The sequence below is a fragment of the Bacteroides sp. 2201st1_D9_2201SCRN_220225 genome (assembly GCF_040928965.1).
Classification (GTDB): Bacteria; Bacteroidota; Bacteroidia; order Bacteroidales; family Bacteroidaceae; genus Bacteroides; species Bacteroides stercoris.
Window position 1 is genome coordinate 12,174 of record NZ_JBCODG010000030.1, and the last position, 26,814, is coordinate 38,987.

The 26,814-nt window shown below is 44.2% G+C and carries 38 protein-coding genes, 1 tRNA gene and 1 pseudogene; 13 read left to right on the forward strand and 27 right to left on the reverse strand.

Annotation, left to right across the window (positions count from 1 at the left end):
* The 6 genes from AB5903_RS11585 to AB5903_RS11610 form a co-directional block, all read left to right on the forward strand.
* Nucleotides 1–1,179, forward strand: a 1,179-nt coding sequence (locus tag AB5903_RS11585; RefSeq protein WP_368117850.1) for a hypothetical protein, incomplete at its 5' end; no start/stop codon positions are given.
* A 35-nt stretch (nucleotides 1,180–1,214) separates the two neighbouring features.
* Complete coding sequence (locus tag AB5903_RS11590) at nucleotides 1,215–1,640, forward strand: DUF1320 domain-containing protein (protein ID WP_117740406.1); 426 nt, start codon at nucleotides 1,215–1,217, stop codon at nucleotides 1,638–1,640.
* 78 nt (nucleotides 1,641–1,718) lie between these two features.
* Nucleotides 1,719–3,047 carry a DUF935 family protein gene (locus AB5903_RS11595; protein ID WP_195658178.1) on the forward strand — a complete coding sequence of 443 codons (1,329 nt, stop codon included), beginning with the start codon at nucleotides 1,719–1,721 and terminating at the stop codon, nucleotides 3,045–3,047.
* A gap of 56 nt (nucleotides 3,048–3,103) precedes the next feature.
* Nucleotides 3,104–4,336, forward strand: a complete 1,233-nt coding sequence (locus AB5903_RS11600; RefSeq protein WP_229127160.1) for a phage minor head protein — start codon at nucleotides 3,104–3,106, stop codon at nucleotides 4,334–4,336.
* Nucleotides 4,337–4,425: 89 nt separating this feature from the next.
* Nucleotides 4,426–4,995 carry a hypothetical protein gene (locus tag AB5903_RS11605; RefSeq protein ID WP_195658155.1) on the forward strand — a complete coding sequence of 190 codons (570 nt, stop codon included), beginning with the start codon at nucleotides 4,426–4,428 and terminating at the stop codon, nucleotides 4,993–4,995.
* Nucleotides 4,996–5,043: 48 nt separating this feature from the next.
* On the forward strand, nucleotides 5,044–5,502 hold the full coding sequence (locus AB5903_RS11610; protein WP_195658154.1) for a hypothetical protein: 459 nt from the start codon (nucleotides 5,044–5,046) through the stop codon (nucleotides 5,500–5,502).
* Here the strand turns inward: AB5903_RS11610 and AB5903_RS11615 are convergent.
* Nucleotides 5,484–5,723: a hypothetical protein gene (locus tag AB5903_RS11615; protein ID WP_195658153.1), complete on the reverse strand. Its 240-nt coding sequence runs from the start codon at nucleotides 5,721–5,723 to the stop codon at nucleotides 5,484–5,486. The genes AB5903_RS11610 and AB5903_RS11615 overlap by 19 nt on opposite strands.
* A 197-nt stretch (nucleotides 5,724–5,920) precedes the next feature.
* On the opposite strand from AB5903_RS11615, the gene AB5903_RS11620 reads away from it, so the two are divergent.
* From AB5903_RS11620 to AB5903_RS11630, 3 genes are all read left to right on the forward strand, one after another.
* Nucleotides 5,921–6,403 (forward strand): HU family DNA-binding protein, encoded by a 483-nt coding sequence (locus AB5903_RS11620; RefSeq protein WP_195658152.1) that lies wholly within the window; start codon nucleotides 5,921–5,923, stop codon nucleotides 6,401–6,403.
* 151 nt (nucleotides 6,404–6,554) lie between these two features.
* Nucleotides 6,555–6,767 (forward strand): DUF4248 domain-containing protein, encoded by a 213-nt coding sequence (locus tag AB5903_RS11625; RefSeq protein WP_258996730.1) that lies wholly within the window; start codon nucleotides 6,555–6,557, stop codon nucleotides 6,765–6,767.
* A gap of 186 nt (nucleotides 6,768–6,953) precedes the next feature.
* Nucleotides 6,954–7,412 carry a hypothetical protein gene (locus AB5903_RS11630; protein WP_195658151.1) on the forward strand — a complete coding sequence of 153 codons (459 nt, stop codon included), beginning with the start codon at nucleotides 6,954–6,956 and terminating at the stop codon, nucleotides 7,410–7,412.
* A 278-nt stretch (nucleotides 7,413–7,690) separates the two neighbouring features.
* Here the strand turns inward: AB5903_RS11630 and AB5903_RS11635 are convergent, their stop codons facing one another.
* The 18 genes from AB5903_RS11635 to AB5903_RS11720 all read right to left on the reverse strand — a co-directional run bounded on the left by AB5903_RS11635 (nucleotide 7,691) and on the right by AB5903_RS11720 (nucleotide 17,285).
* Nucleotides 7,691–7,906 carry a hypothetical protein gene (locus tag AB5903_RS11635; protein WP_195658150.1) on the reverse strand — a complete coding sequence of 72 codons (216 nt, stop codon included), beginning with the start codon at nucleotides 7,904–7,906 and terminating at the stop codon, nucleotides 7,691–7,693.
* Between the two features lie 15 nt (nucleotides 7,907–7,921).
* A complete protein-coding gene (locus AB5903_RS11640) occupies nucleotides 7,922–8,707 on the reverse strand; it encodes a hypothetical protein (protein WP_195658149.1) in 786 nt (261 codons plus the stop codon).
* A gap of 3 nt (nucleotides 8,708–8,710) precedes the next feature.
* Nucleotides 8,711–9,352 (reverse strand): KilA-N domain-containing protein, encoded by a 642-nt coding sequence (locus tag AB5903_RS11645; protein WP_195658148.1) that lies wholly within the window; start codon nucleotides 9,350–9,352, stop codon nucleotides 8,711–8,713.
* Between the two features lie 383 nt (nucleotides 9,353–9,735).
* Nucleotides 9,736–9,987: a hypothetical protein gene (locus AB5903_RS11650; protein WP_195658147.1), complete on the reverse strand. Its 252-nt coding sequence runs from the start codon at nucleotides 9,985–9,987 to the stop codon at nucleotides 9,736–9,738.
* 5 nt (nucleotides 9,988–9,992) lie between these two features.
* A complete protein-coding gene (locus tag AB5903_RS11655; protein ID WP_195658146.1) occupies nucleotides 9,993–10,274 on the reverse strand; it encodes a hypothetical protein in 282 nt (93 codons plus the stop codon).
* Between the two features lie 19 nt (nucleotides 10,275–10,293).
* On the reverse strand, nucleotides 10,294–10,500 hold the full coding sequence (locus AB5903_RS11660) for a hypothetical protein (RefSeq protein WP_195658145.1): 207 nt from the start codon (nucleotides 10,498–10,500) through the stop codon (nucleotides 10,294–10,296).
* An 11-nt stretch (nucleotides 10,501–10,511) separates the two neighbouring features.
* Nucleotides 10,512–10,715 carry a hypothetical protein gene (locus tag AB5903_RS11665; protein WP_195658144.1) on the reverse strand — a complete coding sequence of 68 codons (204 nt, stop codon included), beginning with the start codon at nucleotides 10,713–10,715 and terminating at the stop codon, nucleotides 10,512–10,514.
* Between the two features lie 12 nt (nucleotides 10,716–10,727).
* On the reverse strand, nucleotides 10,728–10,997 hold the full coding sequence (locus AB5903_RS11670) for a hypothetical protein (protein WP_195658143.1): 270 nt from the start codon (nucleotides 10,995–10,997) through the stop codon (nucleotides 10,728–10,730).
* Nucleotides 10,998–11,008: 11 nt separating this feature from the next.
* Nucleotides 11,009–11,188 carry a hypothetical protein gene (locus tag AB5903_RS11675; RefSeq protein WP_195658180.1) on the reverse strand — a complete coding sequence of 60 codons (180 nt, stop codon included), beginning with the start codon at nucleotides 11,186–11,188 and terminating at the stop codon, nucleotides 11,009–11,011.
* Nucleotides 11,166–11,693 (reverse strand): host-nuclease inhibitor Gam family protein, encoded by a 528-nt coding sequence (locus AB5903_RS11680; protein WP_195658142.1) that lies wholly within the window; start codon nucleotides 11,691–11,693, stop codon nucleotides 11,166–11,168. The genes AB5903_RS11675 and AB5903_RS11680 overlap by 23 nt, the downstream gene beginning before the upstream one ends.
* A gap of 19 nt (nucleotides 11,694–11,712) precedes the next feature.
* A complete protein-coding gene (locus AB5903_RS11685) occupies nucleotides 11,713–11,997 on the reverse strand; it encodes a hypothetical protein (RefSeq protein WP_195658141.1) in 285 nt (94 codons plus the stop codon).
* A 2-nt stretch (nucleotides 11,998–11,999) separates the two neighbouring features.
* Nucleotides 12,000–12,608, reverse strand: a complete 609-nt coding sequence (locus tag AB5903_RS11690; RefSeq protein WP_195658140.1) for a helix-turn-helix domain-containing protein — start codon at nucleotides 12,606–12,608, stop codon at nucleotides 12,000–12,002.
* The gene (locus AB5903_RS11695) at nucleotides 12,605–13,078 is read right to left on the reverse strand and encodes a hypothetical protein (protein ID WP_195658139.1); all 474 of its coding nucleotides are present in this window, start codon (nucleotides 13,076–13,078) and stop codon (nucleotides 12,605–12,607) included. Before AB5903_RS11695 ends, AB5903_RS11690 begins: the two co-directional genes overlap by 4 nt.
* A gap of 31 nt (nucleotides 13,079–13,109) precedes the next feature.
* Nucleotides 13,110–13,787, reverse strand: a complete 678-nt coding sequence (locus AB5903_RS11700) for a hypothetical protein (protein WP_182416742.1) — start codon at nucleotides 13,785–13,787, stop codon at nucleotides 13,110–13,112.
* Nucleotides 13,784–14,677, reverse strand: a complete 894-nt coding sequence (locus tag AB5903_RS11705) for an AAA family ATPase (protein ID WP_272710729.1) — start codon at nucleotides 14,675–14,677, stop codon at nucleotides 13,784–13,786. Before AB5903_RS11705 ends, AB5903_RS11700 begins: the two co-directional genes overlap by 4 nt.
* A gap of 36 nt (nucleotides 14,678–14,713) precedes the next feature.
* Nucleotides 14,714–16,771, reverse strand: coding sequence for a hypothetical protein (locus AB5903_RS11710; protein WP_368117851.1), 2,058 nt, complete (start codon nucleotides 16,769–16,771; stop codon nucleotides 14,714–14,716).
* A gap of 106 nt (nucleotides 16,772–16,877) precedes the next feature.
* Entirely contained in the window at nucleotides 16,878–17,063 is a 186-nt protein-coding gene (locus AB5903_RS11715) for a hypothetical protein (protein WP_195658136.1), read from the reverse strand.
* A gap of 12 nt (nucleotides 17,064–17,075) precedes the next feature.
* Nucleotides 17,076–17,285 carry a hypothetical protein gene (locus AB5903_RS11720; protein ID WP_195658135.1) on the reverse strand — a complete coding sequence of 70 codons (210 nt, stop codon included), beginning with the start codon at nucleotides 17,283–17,285 and terminating at the stop codon, nucleotides 17,076–17,078.
* A 126-nt stretch (nucleotides 17,286–17,411) separates the two neighbouring features.
* Here AB5903_RS11720 and AB5903_RS11725 point away from each other — a divergent pair, with 126 nt between their 5' ends.
* Complete coding sequence (locus AB5903_RS11725) at nucleotides 17,412–17,732, forward strand: hypothetical protein (RefSeq protein WP_195658134.1); 321 nt, start codon at nucleotides 17,412–17,414, stop codon at nucleotides 17,730–17,732.
* 156 nt (nucleotides 17,733–17,888) lie between these two features.
* Here AB5903_RS11725 and AB5903_RS11730 read toward each other — a convergent pair whose 3' ends face one another.
* Nucleotides 17,889–18,161, reverse strand: a complete 273-nt coding sequence (locus tag AB5903_RS11730) for a hypothetical protein (RefSeq protein ID WP_195658133.1) — start codon at nucleotides 18,159–18,161, stop codon at nucleotides 17,889–17,891.
* 115 nt (nucleotides 18,162–18,276) lie between these two features.
* Between AB5903_RS11730 and AB5903_RS11735 the strand changes: the two genes are divergently transcribed.
* Entirely contained in the window at nucleotides 18,277–19,083 is an 807-nt protein-coding gene (locus tag AB5903_RS11735; protein WP_195658132.1) for a helix-turn-helix transcriptional regulator, read from the forward strand.
* A gap of 178 nt (nucleotides 19,084–19,261) precedes the next feature.
* Here the strand turns inward: AB5903_RS11735 and AB5903_RS11740 are convergent, their stop codons facing one another.
* Both AB5903_RS11740 and AB5903_RS11745 read right to left on the reverse strand, forming a co-directional pair.
* Nucleotides 19,262–19,612, reverse strand: coding sequence for a hypothetical protein (locus AB5903_RS11740; RefSeq protein WP_195658131.1), 351 nt, complete (start codon nucleotides 19,610–19,612; stop codon nucleotides 19,262–19,264).
* 442 nt (nucleotides 19,613–20,054) lie between these two features.
* Nucleotides 20,055–20,148 (reverse strand) — tRNA-OTHER (locus AB5903_RS11745).
* Between the two features lie 474 nt (nucleotides 20,149–20,622).
* Between AB5903_RS11745 and AB5903_RS11750 the strand changes: the two genes are divergently transcribed.
* Entirely contained in the window at nucleotides 20,623–20,862 is a 240-nt protein-coding gene (locus AB5903_RS11750; RefSeq protein WP_195658130.1) for a hypothetical protein, read from the forward strand.
* Nucleotides 20,863–21,059: 197 nt separating this feature from the next.
* Here the strand turns inward: AB5903_RS11750 and AB5903_RS11755 are convergent, their stop codons facing one another.
* The 4 genes and pseudogenes from AB5903_RS11755 to AB5903_RS11770 form a co-directional block, all read right to left on the reverse strand.
* The gene (locus AB5903_RS11755) at nucleotides 21,060–22,274 is read right to left on the reverse strand and encodes a hypothetical protein (protein WP_272710727.1); all 1,215 of its coding nucleotides are present in this window, start codon (nucleotides 22,272–22,274) and stop codon (nucleotides 21,060–21,062) included.
* A 107-nt stretch (nucleotides 22,275–22,381) separates the two neighbouring features.
* Entirely contained in the window at nucleotides 22,382–22,801 is a 420-nt protein-coding gene (locus AB5903_RS11760) for a DUF1643 domain-containing protein (RefSeq protein ID WP_117941130.1), read from the reverse strand.
* Nucleotides 22,802–22,822: 21 nt separating this feature from the next.
* Nucleotides 22,823–23,809 carry an energy transducer TonB gene (locus AB5903_RS11765; RefSeq protein WP_317127690.1) on the reverse strand — a complete coding sequence of 329 codons (987 nt, stop codon included), beginning with the start codon at nucleotides 23,807–23,809 and terminating at the stop codon, nucleotides 22,823–22,825.
* Between the two features lie 322 nt (nucleotides 23,810–24,131).
* Nucleotides 24,132–24,620: pseudogene (locus AB5903_RS11770) on the reverse strand (mobilization protein); the annotation flags it as partial.
* On the opposite strand from AB5903_RS11770, the gene AB5903_RS11775 reads away from it, so the two are divergent.
* Nucleotides 24,620–25,099 (forward strand): hypothetical protein, encoded by a 480-nt coding sequence (locus AB5903_RS11775; protein ID WP_224200148.1) that lies wholly within the window; start codon nucleotides 24,620–24,622, stop codon nucleotides 25,097–25,099. The pseudogene AB5903_RS11770 and the gene AB5903_RS11775 overlap by 1 nt on opposite strands.
* 1,079 nt (nucleotides 25,100–26,178) lie before the next feature.
* Here the strand turns inward: AB5903_RS11775 and AB5903_RS11780 are convergent.
* Nucleotides 26,179–26,814, reverse strand: coding sequence for a porin family protein (locus tag AB5903_RS11780; RefSeq protein ID WP_016662756.1), 636 nt, complete (start codon nucleotides 26,812–26,814; stop codon nucleotides 26,179–26,181).

Below are 26,814 nucleotides of genomic sequence, written 5' to 3' on the forward strand. Positions count from 1 at the left end.
ACGCAGGACAGCGCCACACGCCTGCTCGATCCTTATAAGAAGCAATTCGAGGAGAATGCACTGATACGTGCCTACTATGGCGTGCAGGTGAATCCCGGGAACTGGTGTGCCGAGGAGTTCGTCGCCAAATGCGGATGCTCGTTCCGTGCGGTAGGTGCGGGCAATGCGCCGCGCGGCAGCAGGAACGGTGCCATCCGACCGGATGTGCTGTTGGTGGATGACTTTGATACGGATGAAGCCGTGCGCAATCCGGACACGGTACAAAAGAACTGGGACTGGTGGGAAAAGGCATTATACGGCACGCGCGATACTGCCATAAAGACACTGATCATCTTCTGCGGCAATATCATCGCCCGTGACTGTTGCGTAGTGCGTGCCGGAGAAGCTGCCAACCATTGGGATATAGTGAACATACGCGATAAGGAGGGACGTAGCACATGGCCTGCCAAGAATACGGAGGAACAAATAGACACTGCACTCTCCAAAATCAGTACCGCCGCCCAGCAGACGGAGTACTTCAACAATCCGGTAACGGAGGGTGAAGTGTTCAAGGAACTGGTATATGGCAAAGTTCCGGATCTGAAAAAGTTTCCTTTCCTCGTCATCTACGGCGACCCCGCTCCGGGAGAAAACAAAAGCAAGAACAGCAGCACCAAAAGCTGCGTCCTCATGGGGCAGCTGAAGGACAAGGTTTATATCATCAATGCCCGGCTGGACCGCGGACTGAACTCCGAGTTCATCGACTGGTACGTCCAGTTGCTGGAATACGTGGAAGCCAAGGTACCCGTATACTGCTACATGGAGAATAACAAGCTGCAAGACCCTTTCTTCCAACAAGTATTCAAACCGCTGGTAGGCAAGGTGCGACGCGAGCGGAACGTGCAACTCTACATCCATCCCGATGAAGACCGGAAGACTGACAAGGCCACCCGCATCGAGGCCAACCTGGAACCGCTGAACCGCGAAGGAAACCTCATCTTCAACGAGGCCGAGAAAAACAGTCCCCACATGAAACGCCTGGATGACCAATTCCGGCTCTTTACCCTGCGCCTAAAATTTCCTGCCGACGGCCCCGACTGCGCGGAGGGCGGTCTGCGTATCCTCAAAAAGAAAGTACAACAACTGGAACCGGTGACAGTGATTCATCATAATGCACGCCGGAACCCAAAACGACTGTGACAAGCTAATTAATAATTAATAATGAAAGAATTAAAATGAGCCAGTTTATTCACCCCGAAGATTACGACGCCAGCATCCACTCCGAAATACTGGCCAGGCTGACACGCGATGACGAGAGCATCGTCGAGATATGCGAAGACCGTGCCATTGCCGAAATGCGCGGTTACCTCAGTGCACGTTATGACGTGGATGCCATCTTCTCCGCCGAAGGCAAAAGCCGCAACCAGCTGGTGCTGATGATGGCGATAGACATCACCGTATATCACCTCTTCTGCATACACAACCCGCAGAAGTTGTCACAGATGCGTAAAGACCGCTATGAGCGTGCCGTGGAATGGCTGAAACAGGTAGCGGCATTTAAAATCACTATCGACGGGGCACCCAGGCTGCCGGAAGAAGAGCAGAAACAGAATGCGCCCTGGCTGATGGCAAGCAACCCAAAACGCACCAATCATCTTTGATGAATTAATAATGAAAGAATTAAAAATGAAAACTGTATGAGCACAAGAATCAAAAAGCTGTGGAGTTCCGTTTTTTACATGGCGAATAAAACTGCCAAAGAGAAGCAGCGCATTACCGAAGGCAGCAACGTCACCCGTCCGGGAGCAACCATTATATTGACGCAGCCCCAACGTTTCAGCATCGGGCTGGACGACTATATGCAGTCCATCCGGGGAGCGGAGAATGTGGACTTTACCCGTCGCGTCCGGTTATACGACATTTACAGTGAGAGTCTGATGGACCCGCACCTGTTTTCCGTTGTACAGAAGCGGAAGAGCGGTGTACTGGGACGAAAAATAGAGTTCCGTCGTAATGGTGTTGCTGACGATAAGGTAAACCGACAGATTGCTTCGCCCTGGTTCCTGCGTTTTCTGGGTGATGCGCTCGATGCCGAATACTGGGGATTTACGCTGGTGCAATTCTATATCAATGAGAAAGGGTGGATAGATTATTACCTGGTACCCCGCAAACATGTAGACCCGGTATTGCGGGTTATCAAGACACGGCAGGATGACCTCATGGGCGAACCGTTCGATAACTATGCCGACCTGTTGATGATACGGGGAAAAGAACCGTTGGGAATCCTGGCACGTACCGCACCTTACGTCATCTACAAGCGGGGTACCATCGGCGACTGGGCACAACTGGCCGAAATATTCGGACGCCCCATCCGCAAATACACCTACGACGCCTCCGATCCCGAAGCCCGCAGGGCATCGCTCGAAGCAGCCGAAAGCCAGGGCGGAGCATCCGTATTCCTCTGCCCGGACGGCTCGAAACTGGAATTTATAGAACCCGGCAACCTCTCAGGAAGCAGTGACATGTATTCTGCTCTCACCGACCGATACAACGCTGAAATGAGTAAGGCGGTACTGGGCAACACACTTACCACCGAAGCCAGTAAAACGGGCACACAGGCATTGGGAACCGTACATAACAAAGTAGAGCTGGAATTGATAGAGCAGGATGCACTCTCCATTCTGAACCTGTTGAATTACGACATGACCGAACAGTTTGCCGCCCTGGGTATCAACACGCAGGGCGGAGAGTTCGTATATGTGGAGGAAGCAGACCTTGGGCAAGTAAAGACGAAAGCAGAACTCTTGGAAAAAGCCGTCAACGTATTCGGCCTGCCAATGGCGGATGATTATCTGTATGAGCAGCTGAACATCGAAAAGCCCAACAACTACGAGCAACTGAAAGCTGAAATGGAGAAAAAGAAAAAGGATTCCAATCCGTTCGCCCCACTTGCCACGCCACCCGTTGGCGACTACCCGCAGGAGGAAGTGGCAGGGAAACGCCCTAAAAACCGTGCCCGCTCTTTTTTCGGGCACGCCCCGCAGACAGACGGGGCTTTAGACTGGTAATGAACGGCCTCTACTATAAGGATCAACGACTACCTGCTCAGGATGAAGTAGACTATATGTCCGGGGCAGCTACACCCTTGCAATGCAAAACTGATGATGGCGTAAGTACCGCCTTCGTCTTCGACAACAAAGCCCTGCAGCGTGCCCTGAAGCGTATCTACGAACAGGATTTCCACCCTATGACGGAGATAGAGGAAAATCTATTCAATGAAACCTTCCGAGCTTTTACAGAGGCGTCCGACAAAGGTATCGGCAGCAGGGAACTCACTCCGGACTTCCGCACCAAGATGGAAACGGGCAACGCCGTCTTCTCCGCCTTCAAGGTACACCGCATGCAGAACGACATCGCCACGCAACTCTACGACTCGAACGGTGTTTTAAAACCGTTTGAACAGTGGAAAAAGGATGTTCATCCCATGCTCGACCATCATGTGCGCCACTGGCTTCGGACGGAGTATAACACCGCCGTCATTCGTGCCCGCCAGGCTGCGGACTGGCAACGCTTCGAGCAATATGCCGACATCCTGCCAAACTTAGAATGGATGCCCAGTACCAGTGCCCATCCCGGAGCCGACCACAAAGTATTCTGGGGAACCATCTTGCCAATACATCATCCGTTCTGGAAAGCTCACCGCCCTGGTGACCGGTGGAACTGCAAATGTTCGCTCTCTGCCACTGATGCGACGCCCACCGGTGCGCCTCGTGAAAGCAATGCGCCCGGGAATCAACCCGCACCGGGACTGGATAACAACCCCGGCATAGACGGGAAGCTGTTTGGGGACTCGCACCCCTACATAGCCAATGGGTACGAGGGGGCAAAGGAAGCGGTGAAAGCGTTTCTGAAAGAGAAGTTTCCGGACTATGCCAGGGTCAAAGTAGAGCCGCGCCACGACCAGGATAGGAAGTACTCGGAGCGTACCAAAGAACTGAAACAGGAGGCGGCACGGTCCGTCAAAGGCATGGAACTTGTCAACAGGGAGTTCCGCCATAAGATTCAGATAGGACAGAAGAACGTGAAGGAATGGTTGAACCAGCCTCATGAGCACTACGCCCACAAGAATGAAATGATTCTCATGATTGACGAGGTTTTCAGAAAAGCGAAGTATATAGGTGCTGTCTCCAGATACAAGGATATTCCTAAATTGGTGCAGTCCCACTTGTTTGAAATCAAAATACTGGGTGATAAAAGTTGGATAATCGTTCGTGAATATGAGGACGGAAGTTACAGGCTACACAGCATCACCGACTCGGACAAGATATTGCAACACCTGAAAAAAGAAAGGAGCTAAAACAAACCTCGTCGGGACTACAACCCGACACTGGAATATTTTAACTCCTTTCCTATGGCACAAAAATACATCTATTTATTTAATAAACAATGGATATACAAGAATTTAACCGTAAAATCTCCCAAAATCGAAAACAGATAGAGGAATTCTGCCGACGCAAGATGCCCGTTCTGGCCGGAAACATTGCCAAGCGCCACATCGAAGAGGACTTCAGCAAAGGCGGATTCACCTACAACGGTTTCCGTAAATGGCAGGAGACGAAACGGCAGAAAAGCGGAGGTGCCGATGCCGGTTCCCGGTACGGGCCTCTGCTTTCCGGCAGAAACCTCCTGGCAGGCAGCATTGAATACACGCCGGGAGACGGCGTAGTGACTGTCTTCACCCGCGCCCCATACGCGGGTGTGCACAACTGGGGCGGCATCCTGCAACCCACCGTCACTCCCCAAATGCGGAAGTTTGCCTGGGCGCAGCATTACAAGGAAGCTGGAGACGACAAGAAGAAAGATACCTTCTGGAAGCGCCTGGCGCTTACCAAGAAGACCAAGCTCACCGTCCGCATCCCCCAACGACAGTTCATCAGCAAAGAGCCGGGACCGGAACTGGCGAAGAAGATAGATAATAAACTGGAGCAGGAAATCAGAAAGATAATATATCAGTAAAAGAAATTAGCACATTAGCGCATTATTCACATTAGCATATTATATATTATGGAACAACTATTCAATGACCTTCAAAGGCAGATTGCCGACAAGATGGGGGCTTTCGTCTCCCTTATCGATGAAGACTGCGGGCAACTGGAAGCCCTTGCAAACGGTGAAGACCAGTACCCCGTAACCTTTCCCTGCATCCTCATCGGCGTGCCGGAAACAAAGTGGGAAACTTTGAACGCAGCCACGCAGCAAGGGAAACTCATCCTGACCGTCCGCATGGCTTTTGACTGCTACGATGACACTCATTACGGCAGCAGCCAGGAGCAAAAAGCCGCTGAACGCCTGAGCCGTGCAAGGCAACTGAACAGCTATCTGCACGGTTGGCGGTTCGAGGGATGTGACCGGGTTATGGAACGCACCTTCAGCCGGCAGTTCTCACTGCCCGGTGGCATCAAGGTGTACGAACACCAATATAGTACAGTTGTAATGGAAGATGTTCAGAACAACGACAGCTGACGCTGCAAATCATTCTGCTGCCGGATGATGCGTGGATCGGCACTAGCGTTAATGATGTTGTAGAAAGTCTTTTCGCAGATAGGATAAACAGGCCAGATATACCGGCGAAGAATTTCACGGTTGCTGAGCCCGCTACGGCTGTATTCGTCGTAGATGCGGAGAATTTCCTTCACCCGGTGTGCATAACTACGCCCGACAATGGAACGATGATATTTCTTCATACCCTTAAAAACTGATTTGTGATTACCCTGAAACAGTCTGAAATCCTGATACAAAAATAACCATAATAACACATTAATGCAACAAATGCGCCGGAAAATCACCCATTACCACACCGTCCGGTATGTTTACCACACCTTTGCCCCGTCTTTTTCGCGAAAAGACAGCTTTCATTATTAATTCTTTAATTTACAAAGTTATGGTAAACTATTCCCTTGCTCTGATGAGCAGCAAACCGGGCGACGACAAAGCCGCCAAACTATTCTATGCCAAGGCACAGGCCAGCGGCGAGATAACCATGGACGAAATGGCGGAGCAAATCTCATACGCCACCTCGCTGACAGACGGTGATGTGCTGAATGCCATCCGTGCCCTTATCAAACAGGTCAACCTGAATCTGGCGGCAGGCAAGATTGTCCGTCTCGAGAACTTCGGCACATTCCAGATTCAGCTCTGTAGTGACGGCGCTGAAACTGAAAAGAAATTCACCAGCGCCAATATCACCGGTGCGCACATCCAGTTCCGCCCCGGACGTCCCATCAAGGCGGCCACCCGTGCGGGCGAAGGCGGGCTCACTTTCAAGCGTGTAGCCAAACTGGGCGAAGCACCCTTGCCCGATGGCAACCCGGGCAGTGGTACCGGAGGTGACGGCGAAGATCAGGAAGAGAACCCGCTGGGCTGACAACGGCCTGCTACGTGGTAGTGCCCCAACTACCTCCAAGTAAATGACCGACTACCCGTAAGTAGTGAGCTGGCTACCTACGGGTAGTTTTTTTACCCTGCCACACAGTGATTTTAAATTGTACTTTATAAATGACTAAATTGTAAACGAAATGATACACGCAATCTATATGAGCGACCTGGCGCAAGCCTATTTTCCGCGCTCCACACCCCGCAGCGCCAGTGCGCAGCTGCACCGATGGATAAAACTAAACACTGACCTGCAAAGAGAACTGGAAGCCCTCTGCTACAAGCCACGACAACGGGCGCTGACACCCAAGCAGCACGAGGCGATCGTCCGACGGTTGGGGGAGCCGGGGGAGTGAAATAGGTACGAGCACGAGCTACAAGATACGAGGCTCGGACAAAAAGAAAAGCCGCTGACGGGATGACCGTTGGCGGCTTTTGCTGTTATATTTATCATTTCTTGAAGAAAATACATAGAGTGCAAGAAAATTGCACAAGTATGAATTTATATTTGTGGATTATTAATCTATTAAAAACTTATATTTATGAAAGAAGTTGTATTAGCCGTTTTCGAATTATTGAAAGTTACCGGAGATAATGAAAGAATGTTCGTAAGAACCATATTGATTGCCACTATATGTTATTCTTTTGTAGCATTTCTATATCTCCCCTCCTTTCAAGACAACCCGTTGCATATTTCAGTTCTTGTAGCTATGGGTGGCTCTACTCTTTTTACCCTCTTCCTGTACCTTCCGGCTCTGAACATAGCAGAGAAAAAGTTAGACTTTACTCATAATCTCTTAATTTTCTCACATGTATTGACGGCATCCGTCTTGTATGTAGTCAATATGTTGTGCGACATCAATAACTTATCTCTATATTTAGCCGTTTGGCAGTTTACACCTTTATTTACTGCCTTACTATTATTCACAATGGATTCTTTTATTACACGTATAAGGAAAAGAGATAAGAAAGCACAAGAAGAGCAGAACTCCAGAGATTGAAACAAAAAGCCGCTACAACAGGCATAAAGCTGTGTAGCGGCTTCTCTATTTATGAAAGAACGCAATCTTTCGGTTTTACATCCAATAGCGTATCACGAAGCATACGCAAGTAGGCTATATAGTCACACGATTCTACAGCCTGTCCGTCTTGACTCAGATTTGAGTAAATATAGGTAAACATCGCATCTTCTACAGCTTTGGCTATTTCCTTTGGATTTCAGTTTGCAACAATATCCTGCAAATAGGACATATCTAAATTATCAGATGGTATACTCATATCAAATGGCTTTGACTTCTTCAATGGCACATCGTAAACCAAGGAGAAAATCAACGCAATCTTTCAGATAGAATTCTTCTACTCCTTGTTTATCAACTTCAAGAAACCATTGCGTAAGTTGAACTATGACTGAATTTATTTGAGATACAGCCTTATCAGGCGATACCATACACTGAAAATAACCTTCTAACTCGGATAAATCGTATTTCTGTTCCATAATAAACCTCCTTAATTATTGACGGACTAAGAATTTCAGATTCAGCATGGCTTCCGCATCTTTCCGTATCGACAGAAGTTCGTCCTTGTTGTCGCTGAATGCGTCAAGCTCTCTTATTCTTTTGACAAGCAACTGTATGCTGCGACATGCAAGCAAGACTACAGAGGCCAAATCATCTGCCAACAGCTCGTCCGAAGCCTTCTGCATGGCATGATCCGAAAAGTTCATCTTCACCATATTGCCGTTCTTGTCTTGCTTGTACATCGGAAGGTCTCGGTTGATAACTTTCTTGAAGACTTCTGCAAAAGAGGTCTTTGCCTGTTTTTTCAGAGCGAGGGTTAAGACACCCAACTGTTCCGGGATAGTTTCCAGTACGATATCTCTCCAGTCATCCGAGACTAAATCGCACACAACCGTATAACACTTCAAGTCTTCATAAGTGAGGCCTTGTGCACGGATATTCCCCTCACTGTCGTAGTCGCTTTCATCTCCACCATAGTCCTTAATGGCTTCAATGCGTTTCGATGATGCGTAATACTCCCAGCTGGAGTTGAACTCATTCTCATACTCTTCAAGTATTTCCATCCATTGATGTAACTTTTTGATGACACCGTGCAGGTACATCTCCCAAAGGCAGGTTTCATGGAATAATCCAAGGTCTTGTTCCTTGCTTTCCAATAGTTCGAATGTAGCAGGCGCAGATACGAGCCTGACTATATCCAATTTGGAAAAGATTTCATTGAATAATATGGCAAGGTTACTGCTATCTTCTATACGAGAAAATCTGTCATACGCTCTCATAGCCTAATCCTCCCATGATTTAAAGTCCAACGTTCCTTGTTGCTTGTCGATGTCAATCTTGTACTGGTACATTGACTGTTTGTTGTGGTTAAGCTGGTGTCTCAGTTCGATGTAATGGCAAAGCCTTGTGCTCATGCGCCACGAACCGCCGGTCCAGATGTATTCGTAAGGGTAATGCGCTTTATAAGAATAGAAAGCGTTCGGGGATAGTTTGTAAACTGCGCAGAAATCTTCCAGGGAAACAAAGCGCCGGTCTTCAAATGGGGTGGTATTAAGGATAATCTTGCGTCCTTCCAGTACGTCAACCAAGAGAGTGTCAACATCAATAGCCAGTTCTTCGTCCACCCATTGGGCAAAACGCACTGCAATACGTCGGTCATATACCCATGTACCCTGCAATTGAGGACTACCTCCTTGTCTAACTTCCACTAAGTCAGCCGTTAGGATTTTTGTCCTAACGGAAATTGCTTGTAAATAACGTTGTGTGCTTTCTGTGCTGAACCAGTCCTTAGGCAACTTGCCGTAAGGTTTTGCCATCGCCGTGAGGTTTACAGCAAGACGTCCGTTTCTAACTTCCACTGGAAAGGTGGTTTTGCCTACCGTAATTACCTGTAATTCGGTAGCGGTTTCATTTTCTTTTTTCATAAATCTATAAGTTATTAAGCATTTGTGCGGATAAAAGAAAGCGGTACCCGCACACTAACCCGCTGCTTAAAGTCCTTATAGAGAGGCTCGCATACACCATTACAATGTATGCACGGGGTGTGAGATACCGCCATATCAGAAAGCTCGCATAAGGGCATAAAAAAAGCCCATAAGCAACACTAATGGACGGACGCTCCGCCTCTCTATATAAAACTTTAAGCGCTGCAAACATACGAACTATTTTTCTATTCATCAACACAAATGGCATTAAAAAAAATGCTCATCCACTCTTTAAAGATACGAAAAAACAGGGAGAGTGGCAAGCGAAATGCCCTGTTTATCGGGGTTGTAAGGAGGTTTATTAAAGAGAGTTTTTTCGTTATTTATTCTTCATTAAAGCAGGGCTTCACCTGTCCGTCCGGCACCCATTCCACCGTAACAATGCCTTTCACCTGTCCGGTACCACCGCACTTGGGGCAAGGTATCTTTACCCGTTCATGAATGATGTCCGGGTTCCAAAACCAACCATTGCCGTGGCAGTAACCGCAGGCATAGCCGGTATAGTATCCCACGGTTTCCTTGCCAACGCCAAAGCCGGGAGAAGTTATTAGTGCTATTTCTCTTTTCTCGCTCATGGGGCTTATTCAATGTAATAGGTTTGAACCATCATCTGATTGCGGAAGATGTGTATCACCGTTTTGCCTTCATCATGCCGGAGTTCGGTTTCCACAAAGCTGCGGCGGATGTCGCCTTTCTCCATTAATGAACGGATTTCAGCATCGATGAACGATTTCAGGTTACGGAAATCCTGCTCATTTCCTTTCAGTCCGGTGGCATCCAGCTGGCTGACCGCCAACTGGAGCTTAAGAAGCCAAAGCGGCTTGTCATTGGGAATACTTGATTTGTAAGTTATCTTTGCCATTATTTTTCCGTTTTGAGAATTATTTTTGGTTTGTTACTTCATACCCCTTTCCTCTGAGATACATTGCTATATATTCATTGTTCCCGACATCTTCAAGGACATCAAAAAGGTAGGCACTTATATACTTGGCTACTGCATCCGCATTTGCGTAATCAATGTTTTGCGAAATAAACTTCGCTTTCTCTGTTCTTCCTAAACCTCTGAAGGCTTCTTCAATTTTGCTCATTTCTGTGTAAATTATGATAATATTTCAGTTGTCTTTCTCAATATCTCCCAAGAGCCACTTGCATCGCCCTCACTTTCGCAAAGTGCTATCCTCAACTGCGTTGCCAAATACCTCGTGGCTTTTGCCAACCGTTGCACATCTTCGGGAACTTGCATATCATTATCAAGTGCAGTACGTCCCAATATTTCCGTTATTTTTAATTCCAATTCATTCATAATTATCTTGTTTTACTCTTTAATATCTTCTGGGTATTGCCCTGTTATTGACTTGAAGAAGATGGATTCAACTTCTCCTTTCGTCCACTTATGGTAATTGTTGTGTACGTCACAAGCCTTGCGACATGCTTCTTCTGAGTCATAAGTTAAGGGCAACACAGGAACATAACCATTGCCTACGATGTAAGCTGCTATTACATGGTCAGCCTCTTCTTCTTGTACTGGGTACATCGGGTAAACCAAGTTACCACAGTGATCTTTCTTTTCATATCCATATTCCATAATATTCCTTTCTATCTTGTTTTCCAGCCATTCAACCGGTAGACCTCACGCCGGGCTTCCTCTTTCGTGAGGAACTGCCCGACTTTGGTCCCGGTGGAACCGGTGGCGTCGCGCCGGATACGGTACACCACCCAGTTCCTGCCATGCGGCCGGTATTCGTAATATTCTTCAGGCAGATTGCTGCGCATCATTCTCTTTCTTGGGTTCCACATAGAAAGTCCCTTCCTGTACAACCTGTACGCCGATCTTCGGGAAAAACTCGGCTACTTTCGGGTTGTCCCGGTCAGCCAAAAGTTTGTCTTTTGCCAGCTCGTCCGTTGTACGGATATATTGCGGCAACAATTCCTTGCAGATGTTGGTTACTGCTGCCCAGGTAAAACCTTTCAGGTTCTTCAGCTTCGGTGTGCCGGTACGGAAACCGAATACGCCATGAGCACTCTCGAGGCTTTTCCGCTTGGAGAACAACTCTTCCTTGTTTTCTACGGCGTACGCCTGCATGATGTCAAAGTTCTTTTCCTTCGTGGCAGACAGCTCTGCCAACTGATCCGCATATTTCTCGCGGATACGCGTCATCTCAATATCCATTTTTGAGGTAAGGTTCTGTACTTTGGCGTCGGCCGCTGCGAAGTCTGCGAATGCCTGTTCTGCTTGCTCGCGGGTGATACCGCTGACTACTGTTTTCTTTGTTCTTGCCATAATAAATGTTTTTATAGGGTTAATAATGTAATTTCGTCCTTCTGTCCCGGTTCTGCTTGCGCCAGCGCTCCTTGGCGGCTGCCGTCTTGGCTGGGGTACTGTTTCCGTCCTGTTCCTGTTCCAGATGGGCGAGTCGTATCTGCTCGGCCCTGTACTCGTCAAGCAACCGGTCGAATTCGGCCACCGGAAGAGGAACGGGACTTCCAAGCAGTTTTTCTTCCAGGATATTGATGCGTCCGCGGCATTCGGAAAGCCGGTTCTCCAATTCCCGGTAACGTTCGGTGGTGTTGTAGGCGGCAGGCATGGTTATAATGTATCGCGAAGTTTCCTGATTTTCTTATCCAGTTCCCGGCGGCTGTAATAAGTGAACTTTCCTTTCCTATAACTGTGTACCAGTCCGCGGGAGGCATAGCCCTTGATTGTATTCTTGCCGCATGAGAGGTAACGGCAGGCCTCGTTCTGTTTCATCATGTCATCCATATCGGCATCCTCGGGCAATGGAAGAGGCGTACAATCACCGGGAGCAGCTTTACGGCGTAAACCTGTCCAATGTTCCAGGCGTTCGATGCGGGCCAGTAAACGGTTGAACTCTTTGCGTGAGAGCATTATCGTATCACCCTCTTCGTCTACTACACCTAATGTTCCGATGGCGGCAAAGTCCGCCGCTGTCATGTTCTGTACATCCGGTATCAGTTCTTCCAGACCGATATGTCCGGCAGAAAACCGGGCGGCATCGCGGGCGGCGAAGAACATCTCTTCGTCACGATTCTCTTCTGCAACTTCCATGACGTATTTCTGGAATACCTGTTGTTCGGTCATGCTGCCCTGCAATACCTCGGCCTGTACAAGACTGAGCCGGTCGGCTTTACGAGTCAATATCGCCACAGCCTGTTTGATTTCATTTTTCGTTCTCATATTGTTTCATTTTTCTGTTTCTTTTCCTCACGCCGCATCCAAGCTTCCAGCTGCTTCTTGGTATCCTGTAACTCCCACAGTTTCATGGTGGTAACATCCTTGCGCGCCTTGCTGTATTTCCTCGCCCACATATTGAGCTTCGCAACGTTCATCCGGTATTCGTCTTCATTGTCACTGGTGAAACCCTGATTGAGCTGCGGTATCATGAAAGAAAGGCGGTAGATGTCGCGGAACACACTTTTCGCTTCCGCCAGTTGCATCGCCCTTGTTTTTTCATCCGGTGGGTTCAGCCTTTCCAACAGCTGCCGCGCCTCGTGCATCGTCAGTTCCCGGCTGCTTGCCGTACGTCCGGAAGTGAATTCATAGATGCATCCATGCCTGGCATCGTCATCCATACCGATGCGGCGGAAAGTTGCGTGCAAAGCTTTGAGCTGCTGCGACGTAATGGATTTATTTTTGGTCGTTTTCATAATAGGTCTGTCTGTCACTGAACATTAATAATCATTCATTACTTTCTCCCCAGTATCTCGCCGCCATTTCCGGCCAGATATCGAAGTGCCCCACAGGTCCGATAAAACGCCCTTTGCTGAAAGCGCGGTATCCTTCGACGTATATCTTCAGTGTGGCATCGAACATCACACTTTTACCGCTGCGTCCGGTGGGTAGTCGTCCGGTAGCATGGCTGATGAAGATAATCAGCTTGTTGCGGTGTTGCTCCTTGAATTCTATATATTGCCGATAGGTCATCTGCGTGTACTGGAAACTGTCGATAACCACAAAGTCAGGCGATTTCTGACGCTTCAACCGCAAACTGAGCTGCTCAATGCTTTCGTTGTCGATTAGCAGAAAACGGCGGTTAACTTCCATCATGCCGAAGCGCCGGAGCGTGTCCTGCATGGTGAGACATGCTCCCTCTTCCATACTGTTGTAAGCCACACGTCCGAAACGGCAGAGGTACTTACAGAGCTGCATTACAAACGAGGTTTTGCCGTTACCGGAATTTCCCCAGACAAACCATACCCCGCGGCGTTCCGGTGTACCGAAAGCGTCATGCCACGCATCTTTGAAATCCAGCGTATCGAACTTCATCGAAAGCATTTCACGTACCCCTTTAGCATTTCGGTCAAAGGTTATCTTTTTCTCCTTTTCCCCTGCAGCATCTTCATATCTTACATTCATTCTTCATCCCTCCCTTTCTGCTGCTCGGCACGCCGTTTTTGTGCATGAACTACACGTTTAACCCGGCGCAGGTCATTATCACAGGCCTCCACATCTTTCATTACACGCTTTATCTCAGCTTCATTTGTCAATCCGTTGGCCTGACAAATGGCGTATATATCATTGCGGCTGGTAGCATTCAAGTCGAAGAATTTGCGGCCTATGCGGCTATTGATTTCCTTGTAGCCTTTCTTGTTGTAACGCAGCCCGTTGTCCACGCGGCGCTTGATGTAGTCGGTGCTCATAAAGACAATGCCGGCACGCCCTTCGAGACGGTTGTAGATGCTGATGAAGTAGTTCAGCACGCAGTCTGTCAGCTTGTCGCCCTCATCAAAAATAAGCAGCGGGTTCTGCAGGAAACCAATCATGCCAAGAGCATAATCCAGCATGTCACGCAAATTGTTGGTGCTGTCAGTAGGCGTGCCTACCTGCTTGGCTATTTCCCGGACAAAATCACTGCGTCTCATGTCTTCCGAGCAAAGGATATAGAACACGTTACGGTGTGTACGGCGGAACTCTATGGCGGCGGTAGTCTTGCCGCATCCGGCATCGCCCACCATCCAGGTGACGTTCTTGTACGTCTGGGCATCGGCCAGTACATAAGTGGCAAGGCGGTAATTGTCGCTCTCACAGATAGTCCAGTGCTCGAAGCTGAAACCGATCTGTGCGGCTATGCGGCTGAACATGTCATCGCTGATACTTTCATACTTGGTGTTTAAAATCTGGCTTACCACAGCCGCGCTGACTCCCTGCAGGCTCTCGCTGGCGCGGTTACGGCTGGGAAAATTCTCACAGTAGCCCATCAGTGCATCGCGGATATTGTCTTTGTCTTGTCTGGTTAATCCTTTCATAGTTTGAATAGTATTTAATTGATTATTGATTATTGTTTAAAATCTGTCCAATGCCAGCTCATCCAGTGTCATATTGGAAAGTGCCTTGGTATATTCCCCTACAGTGGAATAATCGGCTTCATTATAGATTTCGGTTTCCTCCTGTTTGCGTTTCTCCGGTAGGGAGAGAGGAACGGAAAGTTTACCATGATCATACCTTTCACGACATTCGTCCATTTTCTTCCTGCTGAGATTTTTAGGTTTCGGGGTGGAAAGGCCGAAAAGTTCGGCTGCAATACGCTCGTCAAGGTCAAACCGTTCGCCTTCCAGTTGGATGGCGGCCATGGTCTCCTTGTTGCGCTCAATGGTACGCCGCATGAAGCCGCTTTCCTCAGGAGTACGTTCCTGGGTGGCCCGACTAACAGAAACTTTTGGAGTGGCAGTGGCACTATACTTGGCACCGGTGGCGGTATTACGCCACAATTCCACGCGGGTCATGTCCATGGGATCATACATTACAGTGAATTCACGTCCGGTATTGCGGAGCGCCCAGGCTTCATCGCGCAGACCGTCGGCTGCATATACATCATAGTGGTATTGCTGTTTGTCAATCTCAAACCGCAGGCCATAATTGGTGTACGTTACAGCTTTGGGATGACACAGCCAGAACATCCTCATCATGTCGATTTCATTAACAGGCACAGCCTCGGGGTTCTCGCTCATACGATACATCTCCATGTGAGGAATACCGGTGGCAAAGTGCTTTTCCTCATTGTTCCATCGGTTACGGCATTCCTTGTAAATAGCCTTCAGCTCCTCGAGTGTGGGAAGCGCATAGGCATTCTCCTCTATGAATTTCAGGTTGGGCTTACTATTCAGTTTTTTGGTATTCACATTCTGTCCTGTGAAATGCCAAATGGCATGAAGAACCTGCGCCTGAAAACGGTAGAAAGCATTTTCGATCGTTTTGGATTGTCCGTTATAGGGCATCGTGGGGCGATGAAGTATCGTAAGACGTTGGAAGAAACCTGCTGCATCACCTTTCTTATGTCCGCCCTGGTTATCAGTCACAATCTCATAAGGACGGCTGCCGGAGACTTCAACGGCCATACGGTAAGCTCGGTACTGGCTGTCAAAATTCTCATTCGGGGATATGTCATACCCAAGCAAAGTCTCACTGTAAGCGTCCATCACTTCATATACGCTGGTGGTACACATCTTTCCTTGTTCATTTTTGTAGTAGAGATTTAGTTTGGTACCATCGCCATACCATAATGCATCACGCATCTGCGGGAGGCTGGTCTTCATCAGACTGGCATACTTGGCTTTCCACTTCTGCATGCCGTATACGGCCGCATACCACATCGGCATTACAGCCGGATCATTAAGATAGTTCTTTATGGTAGTAGGTGATTTGATGATATTCAACCCGCGTTCTACTGCCTGACGGTTATACTCATCGAAGATCTGCGCCTCGGTATAGCGGGGAACAATGCTCCGACGAAGTTTCAGCAACAGACGGGCCACTTCGGGAACTACCACACGTGCCGCCTGGTTGCCCGTATTCTTGTTTACAAGGGCGATATATCCTGCCTTCTTGTAAGCGTTGAATTTCTCGCGGAGACGGGTTGCGGGCAGTGTATGCCCATAGCGTTCGCGCAGCTTTTCACATGTGCCTTGCACCGTTTCCCACACGATGGATTTACGGCTGTAACCGCACTTGCTATGCAAGGCTCCGGTCTCTTTCTCCACGCGGATCAGTTCATTCATCACCTCGGCATTCAGTACATATTCTGCCTGACGTTCCAGTGAGATGGCGGGGCGGTAGGTCTTATAAAACTCTACAGCTTTACTGTCACTACGGATGATATTGCTCATTAGTTGTTTTTTCATTTCTTCCAAAGCATTGGGATAAAGTCTGTCATATGCCTCACGAATAAGGGTAGGAAGACTGGTGTAGTCTATGAGAGCATAGGAACCGGCTCCTTTTCCGGGACGTACAACCCGAAGCTTGCCTTCACGTACTTTTTTATCGTAGTTTGGTTTACTCAATATTCTTCCTTGCGAAACCAGTTCAGGGAAAGTGACACACTTTATTTTACCGTACATTTCCATAATCAGAAACTTTTCTCTTTTATTTGTGCAAGCCCCGGCGTCGAACCGGGGAGTCGGCCGCTTCCGCATGATAAGGGAAACTCCGGACTTGCTGAACAAACTGTTCCTAAACAGTTGCGGTATCCGTTTTATCCGGTATACAAAGTGATATCGCCACGATAACCGATAATACGATGATTACAAACGCATTGCAGCTGTCCGCATCCGTTGTGTCAACATTGGTTCCCAGCCACATGCCATAGGTCATGCCCACGACTGCGGCAATCTTCTGAATTGTTCTCCAGGTTTTCATATTTTGTAAAGCTTAAGAGTTTTGTTCAATGAAATCATCCAAGTCGTAAAACACGGTAATGCCATCGGGCAAGGTTACGGGCTCCCAGTCTTCATCACCCGAATACTCAATATCCATGCATACCCGGTCATTCTCCGAATACAGCATAGCACTGTGCTTCGCCATTAGTTCCCGAAGCTCCTCCAAGAACGCCTTTTCTTTTACTGTCAATTTTCTATCCATATCACTTTATTTTTTTAATTCTTTAATTCTCAATTGAAAAATCTACCCCTATTCATCTCGAACCGGAATAGTTTCGCTACATTTGTAGCTGATAAAAAACATTATCTTATCTTAAATTCAACTATTATGAATTCATTTAATGAAAGCATTTCTGTTATTACTGTTACTATGGGACGCTATCAGGACGGTGGAGGCATAGAAGGGTATCAGTTGGATGAAAAAGCTGCCAAAGCCTTTTGTAAAACTTATTATGGTATCTATAAATTCCTTGACTATGATGAGAAGTCCGGTTGGTATCGGTTCTCTATCTCCATTCTCCGCGACCACTTTTTAAGTAACAACATTGCAGATGCCCTGAGAACATTTATGCTACTCCATGATTTCAGTTTCCTGCATTGTAACAAGGAGGACATTCTTGATCCTGATCCAGAAGCGACTGAAGAATAGAGGAGTTTTTCACTAAAGCCTCATAAGGAAAGCGCGCTGTTCTGACAAGTTCAATGCGCTTTCCTTTTATTAATTTCTTATAATACACATATCCAATTCGAGATATTACTACAGATGCAGGTATTACGCTAATTGTTGTTGCCATATCCGTACCATTTATAAAGTTACCGTATCATTTATCACCGCCTTCACATTTCCATGAGAGTCCAACACTTTCACCGTACGTTTGACAGAGTCTGTCACATCAATAATCTCTACCAACTTACCACCATTAATTAGAGCAGCTTCCCTAATTTTTGCAGCCTGCACGCTGTTACGTTTGAAGTCAAGTGCATAACACACACTGCGGTGTGTCACATTGAACATCCGGGCAAGTTTCTCTTTGCCTGAAGCACTCAGTTCAATCTTCTTTCTGATTTTGTTCTCCATATCTAAATTTTGATTAAAATAATTCTTATCTTTGGGGCTGTTCTGCTTGAACACGATGCAAATCTAAGTGATAATTTTCAACCATGCAAATAAATGCGTGATAATTTTCATCTATATGGGTAATATTTTATCAAGAATTCAAGAAATAGCTATAAAAGAGGGGATAACTATCACTGCTATGGAACGTAGTATTGGTGCCAGTAAAGGCGTGTTATCAAGAGCTATAGCCAATGGTACCGACATTCAATCTAAATGGTTACAAAACATAGTTGAAAATTATCCCTTATATTCTGCAGATTGGCTTATCACAGGACGTGGCTCTATGCTTCGTCACGAGCCAACATCTACTAATTTCGCTCCTACAGCGTCGTTGCCTATCAATAATGATTTTGTTTCAATCCCACTGGTGGACATCTCTGTTGCAGCAGGCTGCTGTGGCTACGATAACCCCGATTATTTGGAAGTAGTAGATACCATAAAAATGCCTTTATCCATGGTGCGTAATAGTGAGAAATACTTCTGCGTCCGCATTAAAGGAGAAAGTATGTCACCCACATTATTGGATAGCTCCTACGTTATCGTGAGATTACTCGACCGTTCTGAATGGCAGGACATGCCCGACCAGCACATTTATGTTATCAGTGACACTGATGGGCGTTCATATATCAAACGCATCAAAAACAGATTTCGCCAGCATGGTTTTCTCGTCTGTATGTCAGATAATGTAGATAAAATCAATTACCCCAATTTTAATTTGGAAACTCAGGAGATAAACACCATACTTCATGCAGAATGGTACTTCAGTGCTAAAATGCCGAATCTCAATGAAACATATTACGACAAGGTTAATCAGTTGGAAGATGATATGGATGTCATGAAAGGGCAGATGCAACAATTATTGCGTGCTATCAATGTGAAGTAAGGCGACATCCGTAAGTCTTCTAAATAATAAGTAATAATCAATAAGATGAACAAGCTAAAACATAAACACACATACAATCACATGTTTTTTAAGGAGACAGAGTCGCACCTATATGATATGAATGATCATTTTTGGGCACTTGTGGATGATATCTGTTCTCGAAATCCGAATATAGAAGTCAGCGTTGAAGAATTTCTGGTAAAACCTGTTCATGTTTCCGGTTTTGCAAAGGATGTCCGATTTTTCTGTGACTGCAGTAAATTACTAATGGATTTACAACAGGTTTACCTGAAGTATTACCACCTTGTGCCTCTTCAATTAAAGGAGCCATATAAGGAAACAGATGAGATATTCCAGGATGTGCCGGAGCGTACATAGTATAACGATACATGTCCATCCATAGCCTCGTAATATCTAAAGGGGTTACATCATCGGAGATATCTATTTCATTCGTATTGCATTGCCAATCAATAATACTATTGTCGTTTTCATCCACGACATCAAAAGCTATAATCAACCGTTTTGCCATAATTTTGAATTTAATAGAAATAAGAAAACAACAAATTGGATAAATTTACTCGCTAGTATTGTTGGTATTATTGGCGCTTGGAAGGCCTACTCTTAGCTCGTTGACTTTTTCCAATATTTTAGTGTATAGTTCTCGATATCCTGCATCTTCGATGCCACTTATATATCCATTAATAGGTTCATATCCGTTTACTGCACAAAATAGGATTTCGAGTGCATGCTGATACCGTGGAAGTTCCTTGTGCGAATAGAGAACCTTGCGGATGATATTTCTTTTTATAATAGGAATATCTATTTTCATTACTAAATAATGCTCCCGGCACAATCACCGGGAGCGTTTCCATCAACAATCAATCAATTACCTTAAAATCTCCGTACGTTTAATTCCCTCAGACGGAGCACTGAATAGTGGGAACGTTCGTCTCTACCTTCAAAAACCATTGTGGCAGCAACAAGACTCGAACTTGTGACAAAAGAACTGCACACATGTATCATCACGTATGCATATCTGCGCTCTACCAACTGAGCTATACTGCCAATTATTTGTGACGCGCACGCGTTTATGACGCTAAAATAGCATTTATTTTATAAATGTATACTATAAATCAAGTACTTATAAAAGAGATACAACCGTATCACTTACCAAAATAACTATACTATCCCCCTATAAATGTTTATTTAAACACCTAAAAACATAACTTAAAAGGAAACATCATATAAAATACGCCCTTTTCTAATTATTAAAATAGTATGCCTAAACCACGTTACATAAGCTTATTACTTATGAAAAAAGTATGCCTTATCAGTATGCCTTATAGTATGCCTAAACTCATTTTTAACATTTCACTCTATGGCTATTCATTGATACCACTTTATCCGTTTGGGCATATAAAAGAACTTATGAGACCATATTCTCTAAACGCCTTAAATAGTACATATTTTCTTTGTAAATACTCTATATAATTATTATTTAGAATATCTTTGCAAAAGAAACTTCTAAATGATGAATTTATGACTAAGGTAATTCACGTACATCTCATTTTTGAGAAGAAGGACTATTATTTCGGTAGTATCAGCGCCATCTACACCGTCCTAAATGATGCTCAAATAGGTATCAAAAAGAACTCTTTGCTTCATGCTGGTCTCACTGATGGTGGCGTTAAGATAACCCGTAGAGCCATTATCAAGCAGTCTCACCTTATTCGTAATACTCAAAATAACCTCACCTCAAAGTATACAGAAAAGGGCTAAATTACGCCTCAAAAAGCATCAATTCAGCCCTCATTTTATCTCAATGTAACATTTGACTGTTTAAATCATTTTTGTTTCCAGTTCAAATGTAACACTCATGTCCCATAATGTAACAACTCGATTTGATTTCTCAGATACGTCCAAATATGCATCAATCCCTTTGTACATCGGCGTTTCAGCTACATTTACAACTATCTTCATTTACATACAAAGTGAATTGTCCCCCTTACATAGGTATAAATCTCGCAAGAACCCTTTATCTTCTTCAGTTTCAACCCAAACTTCTGCATATTTTTTCCTTTGTTGGATATATGTATTCCTGCATAAGAATTTTCTCCGCAGGAAAGTGACTTATAAATATACTTTTCGCCTATATACTTTTCATCTGGTGTTTTGATTGATGCGGAATAATTGTTTTTGCTATAGAGAAAACTTTTCTTGAGTGTCAATGTTAAATCTCCGTTGTTTTCTTGACAAGAGTAAACATTCCAATACAATTCTCCCTCTCCATCTAATGCATTTGAATAAAAGTCTATAACAAATCCATTTCCTTTATAGATGGTGGTGACATTGTCTGTTGCTTTATTAACAGGCTCGCAATAAGCATCGGATTCAGCATAGAAACCAGTGTACATTTGAGTAGTTTGTTCATCGTATAAGTTATGCTTCTTTAGCTTTGTCATAGCCTCTGTTGATGCATAGAAGAATTGATACATATTATTGATATACGTACTGTCTTTCAAGTAATTTGTTTCTTGGTCAAAATAAGCATCTACTTCCTTCCAATTTTGGAAATGATGTAGAAAGCTATCACGTGCCATTGTTAATATGGATTGATTGATTTCAATAAATTGCTCCTTGTTCAGCCTTTTATTTCTAATGATGTCTTCTCGCATACATACGATGTCATTGCTTATGTTCATTTTGGATTCTATGCTGTTTTGCAGACTGCTTAGTGCGTGGACAATTATTTCTGGCACTTCGAATTCTTCATCTCTAGATTCTGCAACAATTTCAAAAATATTAGTTGGATTATCAACAAGGGAAACCAGATCTTCGCTTATTTCTTTTAATACTTGTTGTAATTCTTGTTTGGCTGAAATAACCCGCTCATCATCTATATTAATGGTGGAAATTTCTTTAGATAGTCGCCTGCATCCTTGTATTCCAGTTTCCAAATCATTGACAAAATCAATAACGGTAGCTCCTTCCGGATACCAATAATCATAAATGTCAATGGATAACACCCAATTGTATTGCTCTATCATACTGATTGTATTGTCAAAATAGGCATGGTACTCTTTTTGCATTTCAACTTTGGCTTCTTCAACCGGATTGGGTGTTGTACAAGATAACAACAAGCATAGCATAGTCATGCTTATGAGTCGGAATTTATAGATATGGTTCATCATGATAATTTATAGATATATGGATATGTATTCTTGCATATTAAAATCAGAAAACGTGATATAATCCACTCTGGAAAGGTGTCGAGGATTTCCGTTTTTAGTCAATGTCCCTACATTTTCCATTGAGGATTATTGGGAGCAAGCATATCAATGATTTCCTTAGGACGCCTTTTCAGATAGGGACGCAAATTAATAGTATCGCCAAATCCAAGCAATATGATGGATTCTTTCATATCGCCTACAGATAGACGGATTACCTCTAAATTTTTGCGTTGCAATTCTTCATCAATCTCTTTGTCTAAGCTTTCAGGATTGGTGCAGCGTTGTGGGTAGAGATTTAGCATGATAAAGCCATCAAAGCCATTCCGCTCTGCAAATCCCATTACTTTTGTGATTGTCAAATCGGCAATTTGTTCGTTAGCAGTACTTGGATTTACACCAAATACGACTAGCTTTCTATCGCCTTCTTTAGTTAGTGAAAAGCGAAACTCATTCGCATTTCCTTTCATGGTTACATTTTCATATTTCATAATTTAGGATAAAAGTTTTGATTAGCGTAATTGAAAATAATAAGTTATTGTCCCTACTTGATTGCCTGTGCTGTCTATGGCATTAAAACGAGCCTTTTGGGCGGCTTCCATTGCTGCTTTACACAAGTCGGTACTTGATGTATTTGTTTGAGAATTAACACTGGTAGCTATTACGTATCCGGCTGGGTTTACAGTAATATCAACAACCACCCTTCCTTCTTCTGCCACATTGTGTCTTGGGCGTGGTAGTCCTCCTACCAATGAACGCCCGGAAAGATTAAAAGTACCATATCCACTTCCTTTTTGTATTACAGGTGAGGGGGCTTTTTCTATTTCATAATCATATTTGCGCCAACGGCTATGTCCACGATCAACCTCTCCTTCTATTGTTTCGAAATTATCTATAATAATAGAATGTAAATCAATTTTAACTGCACCTTCAGCAATGTCTCCGGTTGTTATGTCTTCACGATAACATTTCTGGCAAACCCCATGTTCGTATGTTGCGTGGAAGACATATATACCGTCGTCATCTTTAAAAGTCCAATCACCATCCATATAGCCATTCTCGTCAAACTGTCCACTAAAAGAACCCCTATAATGAAATAATCTGTGCCAAGTATAACCAATGTCTGTCCCTTTTGCAGAACCTACAAATTTTCCATCCTTAATAGTTAAAAGAAGTATACAAGCGTTATCACCTCCATTGATGAATTGATACATACCATCCAAAACCCCATCTTTATATGATAATTTCAGGGATTTCTTATATCCTTTGTAAATCCATTGGCCATCCTTTTTGTTATTTTTGAATTGTCCAGTAATTTTATGATAAGGAGTAGTATAAACAAAGCTCCCTTCATAAATTCGTCCTCCATCAGGATTGTCTTTGTATGAATAAGTTGCAGTTCCTTCTCGATACTTACCAGAATAAATCTTTAAAGACTGGGCGATAGACACATTCCATAAACTTAAGAATGTAATTAAAAATAAAATGTTTAATTTCATTATTGTTTATAAATTAGATCCCCCAGTTCCAAAAGGAGATTTATATACAGAAAAAGCGTGGAACTGCATGCCACGTCTTAGATGAAGGTCGTAGGAAAATACCTTGAGTACAGATATGGATATAGCCGCCCACGCCTATAGCGTGAGAACCACTATGCTATCCTTGTGCTCTTTGAAAATTTCCTACGTTTTCATCTACAAGATAAGCATAACGCTTCTAAAAATTCTAACTATGTCTTGGAAAGAGCATATTCAATCCAATACAAAAATATGAAAAACAGCTGAATAAATGAAACCAAAACCCCTTATTTTCTATTACGTTTTATATCCTCAATCCTCTTTTCGGTCTGTTCTCTTCTTTTTGGGTGTGGCTTATACCCAGCTTTTCTTTGAGTTCCTGAAACTTCATTCTGAACCATTCGAGTATGGGCATGTCGTCAATGCACAGCCGGAATTTTCCTTTCTCCTGCGGGTGCTTCTCCACGGTTGCCGTCGAGTGCTCCGTCCTGAACTTCTCCTTGTGTTCCTTCGAATAGAGCCTTCCTTTGAACTCCACGGGTTGTAGGCTGACAATCCGCCTTGTCAGTTCCTCGGTAAACCCCACTTCCCGGCATTGTTCGGCTATGGGCAGCAGTTCCGTTACGATAGGGAAATAGGTGTCTATCTGTTCCAGCCTGTTGTCGTATTCCCTGATTTTTTGCTGGTAGCTCCGGTCTATCTTGTTTATCTCGCTGTTGTGGCGGTTTTCCATTTTTGTCTGCTCCCTCTGTTCGGCTTGCACCTGCTTTTGCAGATCCACAATTCTCTTTCTTGCTTATTCTATGTGATGATGCGCAAGAATGGGGTAGAAAGAGTATAACAGAACTATATACAAAGCCTAGTAATACATACACTTTCGAAAGTATTGAATGTGCATTAGATGGAGAATTTTTTGAATGCAAGTTTAAAGATAAATATCAGGTAAATAGCGAATCTGTCAAGCAAGTGTTAGATAGTTTCAAACGTCAATCTAAAACATACATTAACATCTTTAGGGACGGACAAGATACCGTTTCTCGAAATTTCAACTTTACCAGACAGGTTGAAATAGCCGTAATAGGCGGGAATAATGTAAACTACTTGCTGAAATTAATGGTAACAACAGAAGAACAAACAAAAATTGTGATAACAAAGACAGATGGAGAGCCTTTAGAGAAGAAAGATATTATGCAACAACTTATTTCGGATATCTTCGATAAAGAGCATCCAATACTATCAGAGGATAATAAAACGTTGATATTGGTGTTATAACATTATTGTCAGTCCGAACTATCTGACAGGAAAGGCGGTAGTTCTATGCTTATACCCGCTGAGAGAACATGATGAGGTATCTACAGGATGGACATCCGTATTGATAATAATCTGGCAGAAAATGTCATCCCCCCTCATATTGGACAGAAAGTACTACCTGCTCTACAGTGATTACTAGGCGACGGTTAACATGAGTGCATCTGTTCGTTATTGACTACATGCATAGGCGCATAAAGTAACCTTATGTAGATACCTGAATGACGTAGTAAGAATGTCATATATGCAGAAGGTAACTTATGAGGAGCTGTTACAAATGCTGCCACACAGATGGAAGGACGCATACAATGGATGATGGAGATATAAATGATAGATGGGAAAACTTTCCGAGTCATGATATATTTAAATGATAATACAATTCTCAATAGAATTAGAATTAAATGATAAATCCAAAATGCTCTCTGAAATATATTATATTTCACATGGTTTATGGTTGTATTGTTCAAAACACCTATCTTTATATTGTTGGAACAAGCTAAATTCCTATTGGAAAAACATAGAAGCTATGTAGGTGCAAGATTGGGGCTTTGGGGGGAGAAGTTTTGTAACTTATTGAATGTCACAAGTAATTATGAACTCCGTTAGTCTCGTACGCACCGCTTCTCAAGAAAGCAAAATTAGGAAAAGCTCTGATTCTCAACGGAATTAGGGCTTTTTTGTTTGTTTGAGGTGAAGCAGATGTAGTGTTTCTGAGAAGTATGTCAGGTGCAAATTCAGTTGCTTTTTTAGGACTACTGAAAATGCAACTAAATATAAACCGCAAAACGTCTTGTAATGCTTTTCCAAATCGTTTAGTGAGTATTTTACATCTGCTAATACAAGAATAACGGCAATTTTGTTATTCATTTTAGTGCCGTTTGAATGGTTATTAAAAGGCATTTAATGAGAATTGAGCATGAATGTATTCTATAATTTAAAAAATAGTGTTCGGGTAAGATGCTAATAATTATATACGACAAAGAGCCTGCCGTTTTTTAACAGCAGACTCTTTTTTATACAGGAAAATATGTAAGAGAGTAGTTTTAAAATTTGTATCCTACGGTAATGCCTATATTCGCATTGTGTGGGGCATTTCCATCCATGATCTTGCAAAATCCGAGTTGGGTGTCAAGCCCTACCAGAATTTGTCCGAATTCTACACCTAGTCCGATGTTCCATCCTGCATCAAATCGGTTGTATCCAAGTCCGTCATCACCGAATGTGTCAATTTTCTCGTCAGCATTTATACCGACATTACCAATGGAGGCCTCGCCGTCGAATTTAGCTTTTCCACCTACACCACAGGCAAGATATGGTCCTGTCGCAACCACTAAGTTAGTGTTGTTTGCAATGTTGAAGCGGAATTGTACATTGATGGGGAGTTCCAGATAAAGCTGGTTGATTTTTACATCTGCATCAGCATCCACGATACCTTCGTATCCTTCCGAATACTTTGCACCTTTCTGCGAGAAAAACAGTGAGGGTTGCAAGGAAATGATGTCGGTGAACTGATATTCCATTCCGACACCAAGACGTACTCCGGGTTTGAATTTGGAGTGATCCGAGTTGTCGCCGATATAGCTGCTGAGGTTAAGACCGGCTTTTACATTGAAAGACAATTGCGCAAAACTCATCGTGCAAAACAGCGCAAATAAAACGGTTAAAACACTTTTTTTCAT